At 59.4% G+C, this 15,724-nt stretch carries 13 protein-coding genes; 9 read left to right on the top strand and 4 right to left on the bottom strand.

The features are described from left to right. Window positions 1-5: 5 nt before the first annotated feature. From mtaB to tmk, 3 genes are all read left to right on the top strand, one after another. A complete protein-coding gene (gene mtaB, locus SH664x_RS16805) occupies window positions 6-1,370 on the top strand; it encodes a tRNA (N(6)-L-threonylcarbamoyladenosine(37)-C(2))-methylthiotransferase MtaB (protein WP_437202839.1) in 1,365 nt (454 codons plus the stop codon). Next, window positions 1,367-1,738: an STAS domain-containing protein gene (locus tag SH664x_RS16800; RefSeq protein WP_437202837.1), complete on the top strand. Its 372-nt coding sequence runs from the start codon at window positions 1,367-1,369 to the stop codon at window positions 1,736-1,738. Before mtaB ends, SH664x_RS16800 begins: the two co-directional genes overlap by 4 nt. Window positions 1,739-1,863: 125 nt before the next feature. Next, complete coding sequence (gene tmk / locus SH664x_RS16795) at window positions 1,864-2,559, top strand: dTMP kinase (RefSeq protein WP_437202835.1); 696 nt, start codon at window positions 1,864-1,866, stop codon at window positions 2,557-2,559. A gap of 54 nt (window positions 2,560-2,613) precedes the next feature. Here the strand turns inward: tmk and SH664x_RS16790 are convergent, their stop codons facing one another. The 4 genes from SH664x_RS16790 to SH664x_RS16775 all read right to left on the bottom strand — a co-directional run bounded on the left by SH664x_RS16790 (window position 2,614) and on the right by SH664x_RS16775 (window position 8,096). Then, window positions 2,614-4,596: an FG-GAP repeat domain-containing protein gene (locus tag SH664x_RS16790; protein ID WP_437202833.1), complete on the bottom strand. Its 1,983-nt coding sequence runs from the start codon at window positions 4,594-4,596 to the stop codon at window positions 2,614-2,616. Window positions 4,597-4,671: 75 nt separating this feature from the next. After that, a complete protein-coding gene (locus tag SH664x_RS16785; protein ID WP_437202831.1) occupies window positions 4,672-5,769 on the bottom strand; it encodes a sialidase family protein in 1,098 nt (365 codons plus the stop codon). A 77-nt stretch (window positions 5,770-5,846) separates the two neighbouring features. Beyond that, a complete protein-coding gene (locus SH664x_RS16780; RefSeq protein WP_437202830.1) occupies window positions 5,847-7,112 on the bottom strand; it encodes an MFS transporter in 1,266 nt (421 codons plus the stop codon). A 24-nt stretch (window positions 7,113-7,136) separates the two neighbouring features. Further along, window positions 7,137-8,096, bottom strand: coding sequence for a dihydrodipicolinate synthase family protein (locus SH664x_RS16775; RefSeq protein WP_437202828.1), 960 nt, complete (start codon window positions 8,094-8,096; stop codon window positions 7,137-7,139). Between the two features lie 145 nt (window positions 8,097-8,241). Between SH664x_RS16775 and SH664x_RS16770 the strand changes: the two genes are divergently transcribed. The 6 genes from SH664x_RS16770 to SH664x_RS16745 all read left to right on the top strand — a co-directional run bounded on the left by SH664x_RS16770 (window position 8,242) and on the right by SH664x_RS16745 (window position 15,526). Then, a complete protein-coding gene (locus SH664x_RS16770) occupies window positions 8,242-9,150 on the top strand; it encodes an AraC family transcriptional regulator (protein WP_437202827.1) in 909 nt (302 codons plus the stop codon). A 158-nt stretch (window positions 9,151-9,308) separates the two neighbouring features. Continuing rightward, window positions 9,309-9,965, top strand: a complete 657-nt coding sequence (locus SH664x_RS16765) for a sigma-70 family RNA polymerase sigma factor (RefSeq protein WP_437202825.1) — start codon at window positions 9,309-9,311, stop codon at window positions 9,963-9,965. Beyond that, window positions 9,958-11,679: a hypothetical protein gene (locus SH664x_RS16760; RefSeq protein WP_437202824.1), complete on the top strand. Its 1,722-nt coding sequence runs from the start codon at window positions 9,958-9,960 to the stop codon at window positions 11,677-11,679. The genes SH664x_RS16765 and SH664x_RS16760 overlap by 8 nt, the downstream gene beginning before the upstream one ends. A 73-nt stretch (window positions 11,680-11,752) precedes the next feature. Further along, window positions 11,753-12,754, top strand: a complete 1,002-nt coding sequence (locus SH664x_RS16755; RefSeq protein WP_437202822.1) for a DUF1559 family PulG-like putative transporter — start codon at window positions 11,753-11,755, stop codon at window positions 12,752-12,754. A gap of 255 nt (window positions 12,755-13,009) precedes the next feature. Then, entirely contained in the window at window positions 13,010-13,534 is a 525-nt protein-coding gene (locus SH664x_RS16750; protein WP_437202821.1) for a carboxypeptidase-like regulatory domain-containing protein, read from the top strand. A 423-nt stretch (window positions 13,535-13,957) separates the two neighbouring features. Next, on the top strand, window positions 13,958-15,526 hold the full coding sequence (locus SH664x_RS16745) for a glycosyl hydrolase family 28-related protein (RefSeq protein ID WP_437202819.1): 1,569 nt from the start codon (window positions 13,958-13,960) through the stop codon (window positions 15,524-15,526). Window positions 15,527-15,724 lie beyond the last annotated feature (198 nt).

The raw sequence follows: 15,724 nt of genomic DNA, 5'->3' as shown, positions 1-15,724 counted from the left end.
CTGTTATGCAACTCTCCTCCTCATCCGGACTGCAGTTGATTGATCCTTGCGCCTGCGAACCGGAGCCGACGTCAGCCAGTGCGCCTGACTCTGAGGGGGGGCTGCGCACCTGTCGGCTGGTGACGCTGGGGTGCAAGGTCAACCAGTACGAGACGCAGCTGGTGAAGGAGGCGCTGGAGCAGAACGGCTTTCGGGAAGCAGGAGAGGATGAGTCGGCCGACCTGTGTGTCGTCAATACCTGTACGGTGACCAACGAAGGGGACTACAAGTCCCGGAAGATCATTCGCGCCCTGGCGCGGCAGAATCCCGGGACCCGCACGCTGGTGATGGGCTGCTATGCGACGCGCGATCCCGATGCGGTCCGGCAGTTGCCGGGCGTGTTCGAGGTGGTTACCGACAAACGTGAGCTTCCCGATGTGCTCGCACGGCAGGGGGTGCACGACATTCCCGCCGGGATCAGTTATTTCGAAGGTCGCAAACGGGCGTTCGTCAAAGTCCAGGATGGCTGCATCCTACGTTGCACGTACTGCATTATTCCTCAGGTTCGGCCGGGTCTCAGAAGCCGACCGCCGGAAGAAATTGAAGACGAAGTCCGTCGGCTGGTTGACAACGGCTATCAGGAAATTGTCATCGCCGGCATTCATGTCGGGCACTACGGAGTGGAAAGAACCCGCCAGAAATCGGGACGCGATCCGTTTCGGCTGTGGCATCTCTTCCGGCGGCTCGATCGCATTCCCGGCAACTGGCGGATGCGGCTTTCCAGCATTGAAGCCAACGAGGTGGATGATGACTTCATCCATGCGGCCGCCGATTGCGAACATCTCTGCCCGCAGTTCCATCCCGCGCTGCAGAGTGGATCAAACAGCGTGCTGGAACGGATGCGGCGGCGCTATCGGACCGGCCGGTTTCTCGAAAAGCTGGAGCGGATGCGGGCGGTGATTCCGCAGGTTGCTTTCTCGACCGACGTGATCGTCGGCTTTCCGGGAGAGACCGAGGAAGAGTTCGCAGAAACGATGGAAACCTGCCGTCAGGCCCGTTTCATGAAGATGCACATCTTCCCCTTCAGTCCCCGGCGGAACACTCCCGCAGCCAGCTTCGCGGAGCAGGTTCCCCCGGAAGTTCGTAAGCGCCGCTGTCAGGAACTGTCGGTTCTGGAACGGGAACTGGCGGTCCGTTACTATCAGCAGCATGTCGGCCAGCCGCTGGAAGTGATGGTGGAAGGGAATTGCCCCCAACGTCCCGGCTGGCTGCAAGGCACCGATCGCTACTACATGCCGGTTGTCCTTCCGGGAACGCCGGAGGAGATCGGCCGGATGATTGCGTGTCGTGGGCAGCTCCCCCTCACTGATTACCTGCAGGCGGAACGATGACTGAACCCTCAGAATTCGAGTCTCAGTTCTTCGGATACAATCAGGAAGGAGACCTGGCCACCGTCCTGATGACCCGGGCCCAACTGACGGAGACGCAGAATCTGGTCGAACTCGAGAAGGACTGGAACACGCTGATCGAAACCTGCGGCGTTCGTCGCATGATTCTCGACCTCAGCTCGGTCAGCTATCTGACCAGTATCGCGGTGGCCACGCTGATCGATCTCCATCGCAAGCTGCAGGATGTCAACGGTCGACTGGTTCTGTGCGGGTTGCAGCCGACCGTCGCCAAAATCCTGCAGACCAGTCATCTGCTCAGCTTTTTCACAGTCGCTTCGTCTTCAACGTCGGCGAGAGACTTGCTGAGTTGAAATCGATCTGTCACGGTTCGCCCGCACAGGTTGATCGTGAAGACCTCGACCGGTTCAGCGCTGCGAAACGGATTGCTGCCGGTCGTTTTGATGTGATTTTTCTGCTTTCGACAGGTTCTGCTTTAATGTCCCGTTCTGCCGAGCTGGCCCCGCTGATTGTCTTCGAAGGAATAGACGGTGCCGGGAAGGGAACCCAGTCCGCGCTGTTCCATTCCTGGCTGCAGGCTCAGCAGCGGAATGCGACCCTCTTCAGCTTTCCCCGCTATCAGGAGACATTTTTCGGTGCGCGGATCGGGGAGTTTCTGAACGGCGATTTCGGTTCTCTGGCCGACCTCGATCCGTTTCTGATTTCACTACTCTACGCAGGCGACCGCTTTGAATCGCGTTCCCGGCTGCAGGCCGCGTTGCAGTCTTCCGATGTCGTGATCTGTGATCGCTATATCCCCTCGAACTGTGCGCACCAGTCGGCGAAGAAATCGGGAGCCGCACGCACAACGTTGCAGCAATGGATTGAGCACATCGAATACGGACTGTATGAACTCCCCCGGCCCGATCTCGTGTTCCTGTTCGATATCCCTGTCGAGCATTCTCAGGAGCTGATTGCCCGCAAGGCTCGCCGCAGCTATACCGATCAACAGGCCGACCTGCAGGAAGCGGATACCGGCTATCTGGCTGCGGTCCGTGAGGTGTATCTGGAACTGGCAGCTTCCCGGCCGAACTGGAAGGTCATTCCCATCGCGACTGCGGCGGGGCTGCGGTCCGTGGAGGAGATTCAGGCCGACGTGCGCGCTGCTGCGGAGCCGCTGCTCCCCCGGGGCTGAGCAAAGGACCTCTTCGCATCCGCTGGCGCGGGGAGTTGTTCCCCGCGTGAATGCCTACGGCTGGCGGGGATTGGTCAGAAAGTAGAATCGTCCATCTTCGGCTCCGCCCAGAAAATCGGGAACTCCGTTGCCGTCGAAGTCGACAGTGGTCGGACTGACATCGTGCCCTTCGATGTTCTGTTTCGCCAGGGAGCCGACCCGCTCGAATCGCCACTTCCCCGCCTGTTTCCCCAGTCCACGATATAGGTCGGCATTGGCGGAATTGAGCAGCAGATCGAAGATGCCGTCTCCGTCCCAGTCGACGACAGTGAGCTTGCGACGACCGCTCTTTCCAGCGGTTAACGGATTCAGCTGCAACGGCTCACCCTCTGCGTTGGTAAATGCCCGCTGCGGGGGGAGGAGCATCAGCCGGTCGCCGACACGTTGCCGTTCGAACAGCACCAGATAACCTTCCACATCCAGCACAGCCAGATCGGGAAGGCCGTCACCGGTGAAGTCGTGGACGACCGGAGTGGTCCGCCATTGCGTGACCAGTTCTTTCCCCTGCGGTCCCCACCAGGTCCACGCCGGCTTCGGAGTGGGGCCGGTCCATTCGACTTCGATGGGCTGTGGCGGAGCAAGTTCAGGTTGTTGTCGGGTGCCGACATTCTTCAGCCATTGCACCCGGCCGAGAATGGAATTCAACACAATATCGGGCAGACCATCGGCATCCCAGTCCGCCACGCTGAATGTGGTGTAACCCCATTTGGCTTCGGCAGGGCCCTGAATACTTCCATTCGGGCCGGCCATGATGCGGAAGGGACGCCCCTCGACTTCCAATCTGCGTGGGGCCGCCCACTTCGGCTGGGATGTGCCCGCTCCGCTCAGGTTCTCGAAGAACTCGATGAACCCGGCAGTGTTGCCGGAGAGGATGTCGAAGTCTCCGTCTCCGTCCCAGTCGACAGCAACGGGAGTGGCCAGTGCCCCGCATTTGAGTTTGTCCGCTTCCTGCTGGAAATAACGGGGAGCAGCGAAGGCCGGAGCCCCGCGCTGCGTGCCGGGAGTGAGATTCTCTGCGGTTGTGCGGTGCATTCCCAGATTTTCAATGAACGCCACGCGGCCATCTTCATCCCCCACGATCAGGTCCAGATCGCCATCCCGATCCCAGTCGAAGGCGACCGGCACAATCATTTCCAGTTCCATCGTGAGCGGTGTGCCGTCGGCGAGTTTCAATGTCTCCCCGGCCGCATACTTCGGAGCAGTCCGCGACCCGATGTTCTCGAAGTAGGTGAAGCCATCCAGAAAAGATCCGCAAAGGAGATCGAGATCACCGTCTCCGTCAAAGTCACCGAAGTTCGGAGAAGGACAGCCATAAACATCGACCGGCTGTCCCGCTGCTTCGACAAAGACAAACGGTGAGTAGCGCGGGTGCTCGTTGCTGCCGGTGTTGCGATACCAGAGGACGAACCCGTGCAGCGGACCGTTGGTCCATTCTCCCCGCTCGTTCCAGGCATTGTCCCAGCCATAGTCACTCCAGTCTTCAATGCCAACGATCAGATCCAGCAGGCCATCGCCATCGTAGTCGGCATAGCTCCACTGATCGTGCCGCAGCTTCGGCCCCTTCGGCTGCTTCCACTGGGGCTCATAGCGTTTGATTTGCGGGAGCCGCTGCTTCCGTTCTGTTCCGGTTTCCGTAAACCGCAGGTACTCCACGGCTGGCGAAAGGACTCTCAGCTCTCCGTCGGGGTAACTCGGAGTGACATACTTGACGGTGGAGCTCAGCCGCCGGGCCGGTTTGAAGACCGGGAATTTGTTCTGAGCCGTATCACCGCTCGTGTTCTCGAACAGCCAGATGCCGTTGGATGGTTTGTCGTGACAGGAGACGATCAGATCGAAATCACCGTCGCCATCGGCGTCGCAGGGAACCGGCCAGGCCCAGAGTCCCACACCCAGATCAACCACCAGCCCGGGATTGTTATAGCTCAGCGGTTCAAGCACCTGCGCGCCGACACCCACGGGGAGCAGAAACAGGCAGCAGAGAGAGGTGAGGAACTTCATGGACCAACCTTGGAAAAGAAACGAACTCAACAGCGTGCAGACCTCCTCTTTCGGCTGCCCGCATCAGTACAGGACTCAGGGCTTCGTGTCAGTGAATTCCGTCAGCTGCAGTCGCGCGGGGTCGATGACGACATGTTTCACCTTCTCGCGTTTCCAGGTATAGGTCACGTGCACGAGACCATCCGCGGTCTGAATGACAGCGGGATAGCTGTATTCTCCCGGCTCGTCTTCCAGAACGAGCGCCGACCGCCAGTGCTGTCCATCGTCAGAGACGGCGATGTTCAGCGGGGTTCGCTTCCGATCGCGGGTGTGGTTGTAAACGATCAGCTGCCGACCATCTTTCAGCGTGACGGCATCCGTTCCGGAGTTCGGGTTGGGGAGCATTGTGGCGGACATCGGTCCCCACGTTCTCCCCTGATCTTTCGAGGCGATTTGAAAGACCGTCTTCTGATTGCGTGTCCGGCCGACAGCCAGCAACGTGTTGTCCGGCAGGATGAGCAGACTCGGCTGAATCGCCTGAAACTCAACACCATCATTCAGAGGACCGGTTGATTCCCATGTCTTGCCGAGATCACTGCTCCGCTCCATGTGGACCTGCCAGACCCGTTCATCTTTCCCTTTGGAATTGGAATCGTTGTATTCGGTGCTGCTGGGGCAGAGCAGGTCGCCGTTGGGCAACTGGATCGGCTTGTTCTTGATCGGACCCAGAATCCCATTGGGCAGCCGCGTCGAAGCAACAGTGACGGGGTCGGCATCGGCGGGCCGCAGCATTCCCCACCATTCACGTGGACTGGGGCCGACCTTGTAGAACAGCAGCATCGGGCCGGTGCGGGGCTGAAACAGCACCGGATTCCAGCAGGGATAGCGAGTGCCGTCTGCCTGAATGCCGTTCGCCACTTCGACCGGAGCGGTCCACTGACCGTTGACCAGCCGGGTCAGCCAGATGCCGACGTCCGGGTCTCCCTCATCGGTTCCGCCGAAGAACGCCGCGACCAGCTGGCCGTCGGAAGTTTCTGCGATCGTCGAGGCATGCACGCTGGGGAACGGGGCCTTCTCATACAGAAATTCAGAACGGACCACGGCCGGATGAGAAGCTGGCTGCGCCTGAGCGACAGCGGAAGACAGGCAGAGCCCGATCAGAATCAGTGGGAGAGCAGGACGAGCGAGTTTCATCACGATGGTTCTCGGTAAGACTCGGGGATGACATCAGGAAGGTAACTTCGTTGGCGCTGTTGTTGCCGCATTCCTGTTCAGACGGAAGCGGTCTGCTCCGTGGGGACTTGCTCCAGTTCGTTGACAGGGCGGGGGCGGATCATGAGCACGATGGCTGCCGAGAGGAGTGCCACCGCTCCGAACGCACCGAAGATCACGTTCAAGGGGACGTTTCGATCTCTCAGAATACCAAATCCCCAGTCGGCAAAGCCTCCGCAGCTGATGCTGACCAGATTCATCAGACCATAGCCGGTGGCGCGCAGATGCGGCCGCGTGATCTGGCACAGAATCGGCATGTTGTTGCAATCGAAGAATCCCCAGCCGAGGCCGAACAGCATCAGAAACGCGATGGCCATCCCCAGGCTGGTGGCGTTGCCCACTCCGAACAGCGCGGGGATCAGCAGAAAAGTACCCAGAGCGCTGGCGCGGATCCGTCCGCGCAGCGATGTCTTCATCCACGAATCGGCGAGCCAGCCACCCAGAACGACGCCGACCATCGAGGCGAGCTGAACGTAGAGGACGGCAGAGACACCCGCCTGTCCGAGTCCGAGGTTGAACTCCTTGAGCAGGATGTGAGGCATCCAGTCCCGCACCACCCAGCCGGCGAGGGCAGGGAGTGTGAAATAGAGCACGAGCAGCAGGAAGTCCCGGTTAGTCAACAGCTGCTGCAGAGCTGCATAAGGAGAGACATGTGCCGGTGCATGCACATCACGTGGCGGGTTCTTCAGAATCCAGAAAAGGGGCAGCGAATACAGAATGCCGACCAGTCCGCAGAACTCGAACGCAAACCGCCAGCCGAGTTGCGGGGCCGCCGCGACATATCCTCCAAAGCCGCCAATGATCACACCGGCGAAAATTCCCAGCTGATGCAGACCGACTGCCCGCGAGCGGGTCGACCCGGGGTGGAAGTCGGTGATCAAAGCGAGCGCTGCGGGAATGTAAAAGGCTTCGCTGATTCCCATCAGTGCCCGGGCGGCAACCAGTTCGTGATAGCTGTGGACCTGTCCCGTCAGCCAGGTGACGGCCGACCAGACAAACAGGCTTCCGGCGATCACATGCCTGCGGCTGAGCCGGTCTGCGAGGTAACCGCCAACCGGACTCAGCAGCGCATAGACCCACTTGAACGAGCCGAGCACGACGCCCCATTTGGCCTGAGTGTCCAGATCGGTCAGGTCGTCGACGATGGCCGACTTCATCGTCGCCAACATCTGCCGATCCAGATAATTCAGCAGCGCGACCGGCATCAGCAGGATGACGGTCAGCCAGGCAGTTCGCATGAAGGAACGGGAGGGAGACTCGTGCATGTGGGGCTGGTTTCTCAAACGCGATCAGGTGGGAAGGCTGGTGAGGTCAGGAACAGGATGCTGCGCGGAGTGTCCCGCAGATCGGATCGCCAGTGATCCGAGAATCCTCTGAACCTTTTCACGGTCTGCCGGATGAAAGCGATTGAACGGTTCCGCCATGAAGTCGTCGCAGATGGACAGCACGGACAGGGCGCACTTCGTCGCTTTGATGAACCGCGAGCCGTATTTGCCGATCTCGTAGATCTTCTGAAATTCTCCGATCGTCTGATTGAGTTTGCGGACACGCTCAACGTTGCCCGCCACAGCGGCTTGATAGCACTCCACAAACAGGGCCGGGATGACATTGGCTCCGCCCGCGACGGCCCCCTGACCACCCAGCTCGATGGCCGTGGACAGCATGGCTTCCTGTCCAATCAGAAAGGACCAGTCCGGCCGCTGTGCGCGGAGTTCCAGCAACGCCCGGAAATAGTCGATGTCGCCACTGCTGTCCTTGATTCCCACAACCTGATCGATGTCGGCGAGCTTTCGCACCGTGTCGACTTCGAACCAGATCTTGGTGAGGCCCGGCATGTTGTACAGCATCAGAGGGAGCGGCAATTCCGCTACCAGCCGCTGCACGTAGCCGAGCAGCTCTGTCTGGCCTGCCGGGAAATAATAGGGGGCTGTCAGGACCAAAGCATCGGCCCCAGCGTCCGCAGCGTGTTTCGCGAGGTGGACTGATTCCACAAAGGAGGTATCCGTGATCCCCACCAGCACCGGGATGCGACCGGCGATCCGGCGACAGACCCGGGTGATCAGTTCCCGTCGCAGTTGATAGCTCAGGCTTGGTGCCTCGCCAGTGGTGCCGAGCATAAACAGCCCGTGGACGCCCCCTTGCAACTGGTGGTCGAGAAGTCGATCGAGCCCTTGCAGGTCGAGCTGGTCCCGTTCACAGAGGGGCGTGACAAGGGGAGGGACGATACCGCGGAAACGGGGCGCAGTCATGAGCTTTCAGTTCAATGGGGGGAGGAACAACGGGTCGCTTCTGGACGGAACGATCATCCCGATGTATGTTCACTCCTGTCTTTCAAGATTGTCGGCAAGACGATTTTGCAAATGAGAGCGGTCTCTTTTCACCGGGAGAACAGACTTGTCGCCGAAAGCGGGTTGCTCGTTTCCCGAACAGTCTGTCGGGGCCGGGGTGATTCAGATGCCGCTGGTTCAGCGGGTGGCGGTGATTCAATCGCAGCAGGCCTCCCGCATTGTGTGGCACGCGCATGAATTGTTCGAAGTCCTGTTTCTGTTCGACGGGGCAACGTCGTACGAGTTTGCCGACGGCCAGACGGTTGAGCTTCTGGGCGGGCACTTTCTTGTCGTCCCCCCACGTGTTCGGCATCGTGGGCTGTTCGAGACCCGTCATCCGGTCCGGCTTTGCGGCGTGATGATGAATTTTCAGTCGCCGAATGCGAGGCAGAACACTCCCTTTCAGCGGCAGGATCTGGAGTGGTTGCACGCACGTTGTCTGGAAGGGGGGCAGAAAGTCTTCCGGATGAGCGTCGAACTGGCTCGGAGTGTCAGAACGCTGGCCAAGGCGGTGACCGCGAATTGTTTTTCGGAACCGATGGCACATGTCTCGCTTCGTGTGCAATTGTGCGCAGCCCTCATGGAAGCGGGACGGCAGATTCAGGCGAAGCGCAGTTCGCTCCCGTCGCGGGCAGCGCAGCAGGCAGTGGAGTTTCTGGAGAAGCATTCCGCGGAAAAGTTCTCTATGGACGCGGTCGCGGCCGCTGCGGGCTGCAGTCGGGCTCGTCTGTTTCATGTTTTCAAGGAGGCGATGGGGATGAGTCCCAACGATTACCTCCAGCGACTGCGATTGAAGCAGGCGCAGCTGGCACTGGCGGGAAGCGACCTGCCGATCACTCAAATCGCCATGGACTGCGGCTTTTCGACGAGCCAGTACTTCAGCCATGTCTTCCGGAAGTATCTGGGGAGCAGCCCTTCTGATTACCGGCTGCAGCATGTTCACGGAAGCGAGTCGCTCGCGGCAACACGTCATTGACCCTCTGAGTGAAAGGGGCTCCGCTTATCCGCTTTCAGTCGTGCCCGCCCACTGGACGCGCGGGGCAGCGTGAACTCGTAAGGTATTGAAATCGAGCGGGTTGCATGCGAGAAGTTTCAGTTGAAGAGTGCGCGGCAGCGAATTTCAGAATTTCTGGGATGAGGTTCAAGTCGGGGCGAACGATATACGGTAGTGACCTCTACGTTTACCGCCCATTTCCCAATTCCATGACGTTAGAAACCCAAAATCAGGGCGGTCTGCCTCCGGCGAGCGGTCGGGAGGTTCCGTCGAACGATCACTGTGAGCAATTCCTCCGGGAATTCTCGCGGGAGCGGGATGCGATTGCAGCGTACATCCATTCTCTGCTCCCCCATGCGGATGACGCAGATGATGTGCTGCAGAGATGCAGTCTGCTGCTGTGGAGGAAGTTCGATCAGTTTGACGGCGAGCGAAGTTTTCGTGCCTGGGCTTTCGGCGTCGTCTTCTATGAGGTCTGTAATTTCCTCCGTTCAACCCGGCGCGACAGGCTGCAGTTCAGCACGGAATTGATGGAGCGGATCGCGGATCAGCGGTTGGAGGATGCGGGGCCCCCTCGCAATCAGCTCGCGTTGCTGCGCTCCTGCCTGCGGCTGCTGAAGCCGGCGGATCAGGAGTTGATCCGTGCTGCCTACGCGAAAACTGAAAGTCTCAGCAGGTTCGCCGAGGCCGAGGGGGTGGTGCTGGGGTCTCTCTACAATCGTTTGTGGAAGCTCAGGAGACAGCTTCTAGCCTGTGTCCGGAAAAAGATGACGCTGGAGGAAGGAACGCATGCCTGACAATCCAGTTCCAACGAGTCCCTCTGGCGCCGGTTCCCACCCTTCGCTCCGGGGGGGCGAGCTTGTCGAGTTGTTCGATCGCCTGATCGATGGTGTGATCACACCGGAGGAGCATCAAAAGCTGGAAGGAGTGCTCCTCAACAGCCACGATGCTCGAACAGAATATCTGGCCTACATCGATCATCATGTCGGCCTGAGCCGTCTGAACAGTGCTCAGGAGGAAGAGACGCTGGCGGGACTGACGCAGCGGGCTGAGACCATCGTCCAGCAATCGAAGCGTCACCGCAGCCAGGTCGTGGCGGCAATCATCCTTTCTGCCGTTGCCTTGTCGCTTGTTGCCGCATTTTCATTACGTGCAGGTCGCGTGGAGCGGCACGCTCCGGTGGGCGAGGCTCCGGTCGCAGCTCTGCCGGTCGACACTGGCCGTGCGTCTTCTGTTCCCGCTGTCACAGCGAATGCTTCAGATCGGGTACCCGAATTCTCAGCCCGACTGAAGCAAGTGGCGAATGCGGAACTCCTGGGTGAACTGTTGCCCCCGCTTGAGTCTCACCTGAAGAACGAACATCAATATGTCTTGTGTCGGGGGATGCTGGAACTCGAGTTTCCGGCCGGGGCGCTGGTCGTGCTGGAAGGTCCCGCTATTTTTGAGATCAATAATTCCGAAAAGCTTTCCATTGGGGTCGGTCGCTGTTCCGTTTACGCCCCCCCCGGCGCAGAGGGCTTTCAGGTGGTCACCCCCAGCTGCAAGGTGACCGATCTCGGGACGCGATTCTTTGTCACCGTCGATGAGGGGGGCAATTCCGATCTGCATGTGATTGAAGGAGCAGCGGAACTCCGCCCCTCCACACAGCCCGAAGCTTCTCTGACGCTGTTCCACGGAGACGCCCAGCGGGTGGGCGAAATATCCGGGCTGGCTCCAATCGATTTCGATTCGCGTCATTATCGGAACCGCCTTCCGGACCGTGTCGTCTCCTATCAGGCAGAGCAGGTCGGGCAGGGGGGAGCGGTCCGGAATCTTCAACGTGTCACCGTCCAGAGGAACGGAGTCACACACGATTACCCGGTCGACGATCTAATCGGCATCGACGTCGTCAGTTTTCTCGCAGGCAGGACCCGCAATTGCCTGGCCTGGGATGGCGAGTTTCCCGATGACCCGGCCGTGTCTCTCACGGGAGACGTGGCCCTGAACACGGGGCTGTTCAACTTCGGAGGTCGCTGGGATTCCCGTGATGAGCAGCAGAGGGTTGATGGAGCACCACGACGGGGAATGGGGATTCGTTTCCGTCAACCGGTGATCAATGGCCCCGGGCCTGATGTCGTCCTCTTTGAGCTGCAGTCCGTTGTCTACCCGCTCGAAGGGGACCCTTTCTGGGTCAGTCCGCTCACTCCTGAATCGGGACGCCACAGCCATCATGTGACCCGATTCGACATCACGATGTCTTCAGCGGAAGCGCTGCCGGTCGCACCCTACAAACTGATCACGTTTCTGGGCCGCTATCCGCTCTCCCTGGAGCAGATGGACCGTCGCCATCACGTGATCCGGAGAACAGAGTCCGTGACCTTGCCTTACAAGGCATTGGCTGTCGGGATTGATCTGAGCGATCTCGGTTATCCCCCGGGGGCGGAAGTTGAGGGCTTGTTCTTCGAATCGGACGAATCCCACGACCATATGGTCGACCCGGTGTTCATTGCCGGGTTACCGCCAGTGGAATAACGACCACTGTTTAAATTTCGTTTTTGCCTGTCTCTTATGTCTCGATCTTCACCTCAACTCGGAGTCTGTGCAGATGAATGTTCGTCGATGGTGCCGCCCAGGATTTACCCTCATTGAACTGCTGGTGGTCATCGCCATCATTGCAGTTCTGATCGCCCTGTTGCTTCCTGCTGTCCAGCAGGCCCGGGAAGCCGCACGACGTTCGCAGTGCAAGAACAACCTCAAGCAGTATGGTCTCGCGCTGCACAATTACCACGATACTTTCATGATGTTTCCCATCGCTGCGGCGGGGGATCGACAGGCGATCCCGCGAGTCAGCTGGCAGGTCCGTCTGCTCCCCTATCTGGAACAGGCCGCCTTGTACAATGAGCTGGACTTCTCAACCCGGCTCCCCTTGAGCGCCTATACGACCGGTTCCAGTGCCACCAACCTCGGAATCGTTCCGGCTCAATATCTGTCAACCGGACGGCAGGCTTACCGGCACCAGATTCCGGTCGCGCTCTGCCCGTCTGCGACGTGGACTTTTCCTGAATCATCCACCGTCGGCGCTCAAGGATCCTACGGAGGATCAACAGGCTCGACGTCGACAAACGGCGGAGCCGGTTGCGATTCCTACAATGCCTACGCGGAAATCGACTTGCCTCGAAATGGCGACACACTGAACTTGGCCCAGATCTCCGGAATGTTCTCCCGGAAAGGAGCCGCGATCGGCATCCGCGACGTCACCGATGGAACATCGAACACGATTCATGTTGGGGAGGTCCTCTCGGGATGTACTGCAGAAGTCGCCGCACGCAGCTGGTGGTTCGCCGACAGCCTGAATAACTCCTATGCCACAACAATCACTCCTATTAATGACTTCACGACTTGCCCGGGTTCGAATCGGATCACCAGCCCCGCCTGCACCGCTGGAACCAATTACACGTATAGCTACGGCTTCAAGTCCGAGCACGTGGGTGGCGCTCAGTTTCTGCTGGTCGACGGCTCTGTCCGGTTTGTCAGCGAGAACATCAACCACGCCCTGTTCCAGTCTCTGGGGGGTCGCGCCGACGGAAAAGTCGTGGGTGATTACTAAGAGAGTTGGCTTGAGTTCGTTCACTCGCAGCCATGTGGGATCAAGCGTCTCGTGAACCGCGACGCTTGATCTCCGGGCTCCGGAATCATCCATCAGCTCCGGGGCGTTTTGACTTTGGATTTCCCCGCTGTCGCCAAGTGCACGAAGCGTATTTCCACGCGAAACACCAGCGGCGCGGGTACTGGAAAGAGCAATCTGCTCCCATTAAGTGAGGCCTCTGTGAAGAGTCATCGAGTAAGTTCTGGAAGTGGTGCGATGGCCAACCTTCCTCCGAGCGTGTCGCCACGGAAGTCGGAGGGGACTTCGGGTCAGACCGGTAGGCCCTGCCGGCAGGTGCGCGGGGCGTTCCTGGCATTGGCGTCTGCGTGGTTCTGCTGGGGCCTGGCTGGCTGCGGCTCCTCGGATTCGCTGAGCCTGGCCGATGTCAAAGGTGACGTCAGCTATCAGGGGAAACCTGTCCCCAACGCGACAGTCATGTTCATTCCCCAGGACGGCTCTCTGCCAGCCATGGGGACCACGAATGCCACAGGAGAGTTTACGCTCCGGACGCAGGGCCAGAACGGCGCGGTTCCGGGAACTCACGGGGTGACAATTGTTGCCGTCGTCGACTCCCGGGTGTTGACTGCCGAAGAACTCGATTCGATGTCGGCCCAGCAACTGGCTGCCGTCCGCCGCTCTTTAATCCCCAAGAAGTACAACAACCAGCAGAGCAGCGGGCTGTCGGTCCAGGTGACGCACGACAACAAGCCGAACACCTTTACTTTTGATCTCAAGGATTGATCTGCTGATTGATCCCTCACCGCAGTTGCTCCTGTCCCTCGCCGGACGATGGTTGTCGACTGCGGTCGGCGGCGCGTGTGATCCATGGCAGACTCGTTGGCATGACCTCTGACAGCCGGCGGTGTGCGGCGGCAAGCCAGACGCGCAGTGCGAGAGCCGTCTCGTGGAATCTGCGGATTCAATTGGCTGGTTCCCGCCAGGGCAGGATGCGCTTCGAGTGACGCGAGGTTCGCTTCTGCGGGGCGGGGCAATCACAACTCGGAACGCGGTGACCCCCGCGCTGCGCGTCGGTCGCTCGATCACAAGCACAACCTCTCATCACCAACTCGGGTCGTTTCTGTTTTCGTGGAACTCGGTCCTTTCGTTGAAATGCTGAAAGCCCCTTTCATGAGCCTTCGCTCTCAAAATGAAGAAGCGTCTGTGATGCAACACTCCCGTCGGAATTTTCTCGAGCGAGGATCGCTGGTGACTGCTGGCGTGGCATTGGGCTGGGGGCGATCAACCAACGCAGCACTGGGGACAGCGTCCGGTCCCTCCCGAGAGCAAGCTGCCGCATCCCTCCCTGCTGTGAATGTCCAATCCTGGGGAGCGGTGGGGGATGGAGTAGCGGATGACACCCGGGCGATTCAGGAAGCGATCCAGTATGCGGAGCAGGAACGGATCGGAGTGGTCGCGCTCCCTGCGGGGACCTACCTGATCTCCGATGTATTGCGACTTCCCTCTAACCTCTTTCTGGTCGGGGCCGGGCCGGGGTTGTCGACACTTCGCGCAGTTCCGGGGACCCTCTTCCCGCTGTTCAAGCCGCATCCGGGGACCCATGTCAAACGCCAGCGTCGGGCGATGGTCACGACGAAAAGCGTGGAAAAACTCCGGCAGGAGATTGTGGCCGACAGCGGTCTCATGAACCTGACGATCGACTGGAATCACTGTCCGACGGGGAGCTACGGCAGTAGCTGCGTGTTGATGGACAGTACGGACAACTGTCGTCTCGAGCAGGTTCATTTTCTCAACTGCTGGCCGTCGGATCACCCCCTTGTTCGTCAAACGCATGACTTCCGCTGCGAATGCGTGATGTTCTCGAACTCGTGGCATGGCCTGATGGAAGGGTGCTCGCTCGTCGGTTCGGGGTATCGTCCTCTCTCCGTCTCTTATGGATCACAGGACATTCTCTTCCAGAACGGACGCATTACCGCGGATGTCCCTTTTCAGACGCATGCGTTCGCGGAGGTCCACAACGATAAAATCCCCTACAAAGGCAAGTCTTCACAGCCTCAACTGAAGCTGTTGAATTCCACCTTTGTGCTCAAAGGGGGAAATGCCGGCGACGGGATCTGTGCTCACTGCGGGACATTGATGATTGAGAACTGCGATTTTCATCTGCTGGGTGGGAAAATCGGATCCGGCTTTGTGATCAAGCCATTTGACGGGTCGAAACGCTTCTCTTGCACCAATAGCCGATTCTATTGCGAAGCGACCGACTGCTCCGAAGCGACGCTGACGGCCATCGGGTCGGTGGGGAGGCAGGTCGGGCCGCTGAATCAGGATCTTGTCGTTACGGGAAATCTGATCGAGACCACAATTCCAGAAACAGCTGTCGGACGCATCGGTGCCTTGATCAGTTTTTGCTCCAACGATTCCCATGTCCGGATTCAGGGGAACCATCTCCGGGTCCGCATGGAGGCTCCGCGCAACCTGTCCGCAATCATGCTCGGGAACAGCGGGAATTTTCTGGTCTCTAATAACATCATCGAATTTGTCGACGGCTCGACGGCACCGGTCGGAGTGGGAATCGACATCACCGACGCCTCCACGGGGATCGTGACTGGCAACATTGTGACGGGGAGCTTCCAGGCGGGTCTCCGTCTCTCCGGAACACTCACCGGGGTGATCGTTTCCAACAACAGTTTCGCCAAAGCCAACGGAACGGCCATCGAAGACGTCGCCGATCCGTCGGGAGACCGCAACTGTCTGATCGAGGCCAATCTCATTTAGAGCAGTTCGACTTTTTGAATCCCCCTGCTCCCCACGCGGAAGTCAGCGTTTCTTCATGTAAAACATCTGCGACGCGCGGACTGAAAAAGAGCAGTCTGCTTCAGGCGATCGAATTCCACGGATGGCTGCGAGGAACTGTGGCTCGGAGAGGGGGACACGGCCCCCCAGTGTGAGGAGACTGGGGGATGAGTCGCCGAC

Source organism: Planctomicrobium aquicomposti (assembly GCF_051466325.1).
Classification (GTDB): Bacteria; Planctomycetota; Planctomycetia; order Planctomycetales; family Planctomycetaceae; genus Planctomicrobium.
Note: the sequence above shows the minus strand (reverse complement) of the source record. Positions and strands in the feature narration are given on the sequence as shown.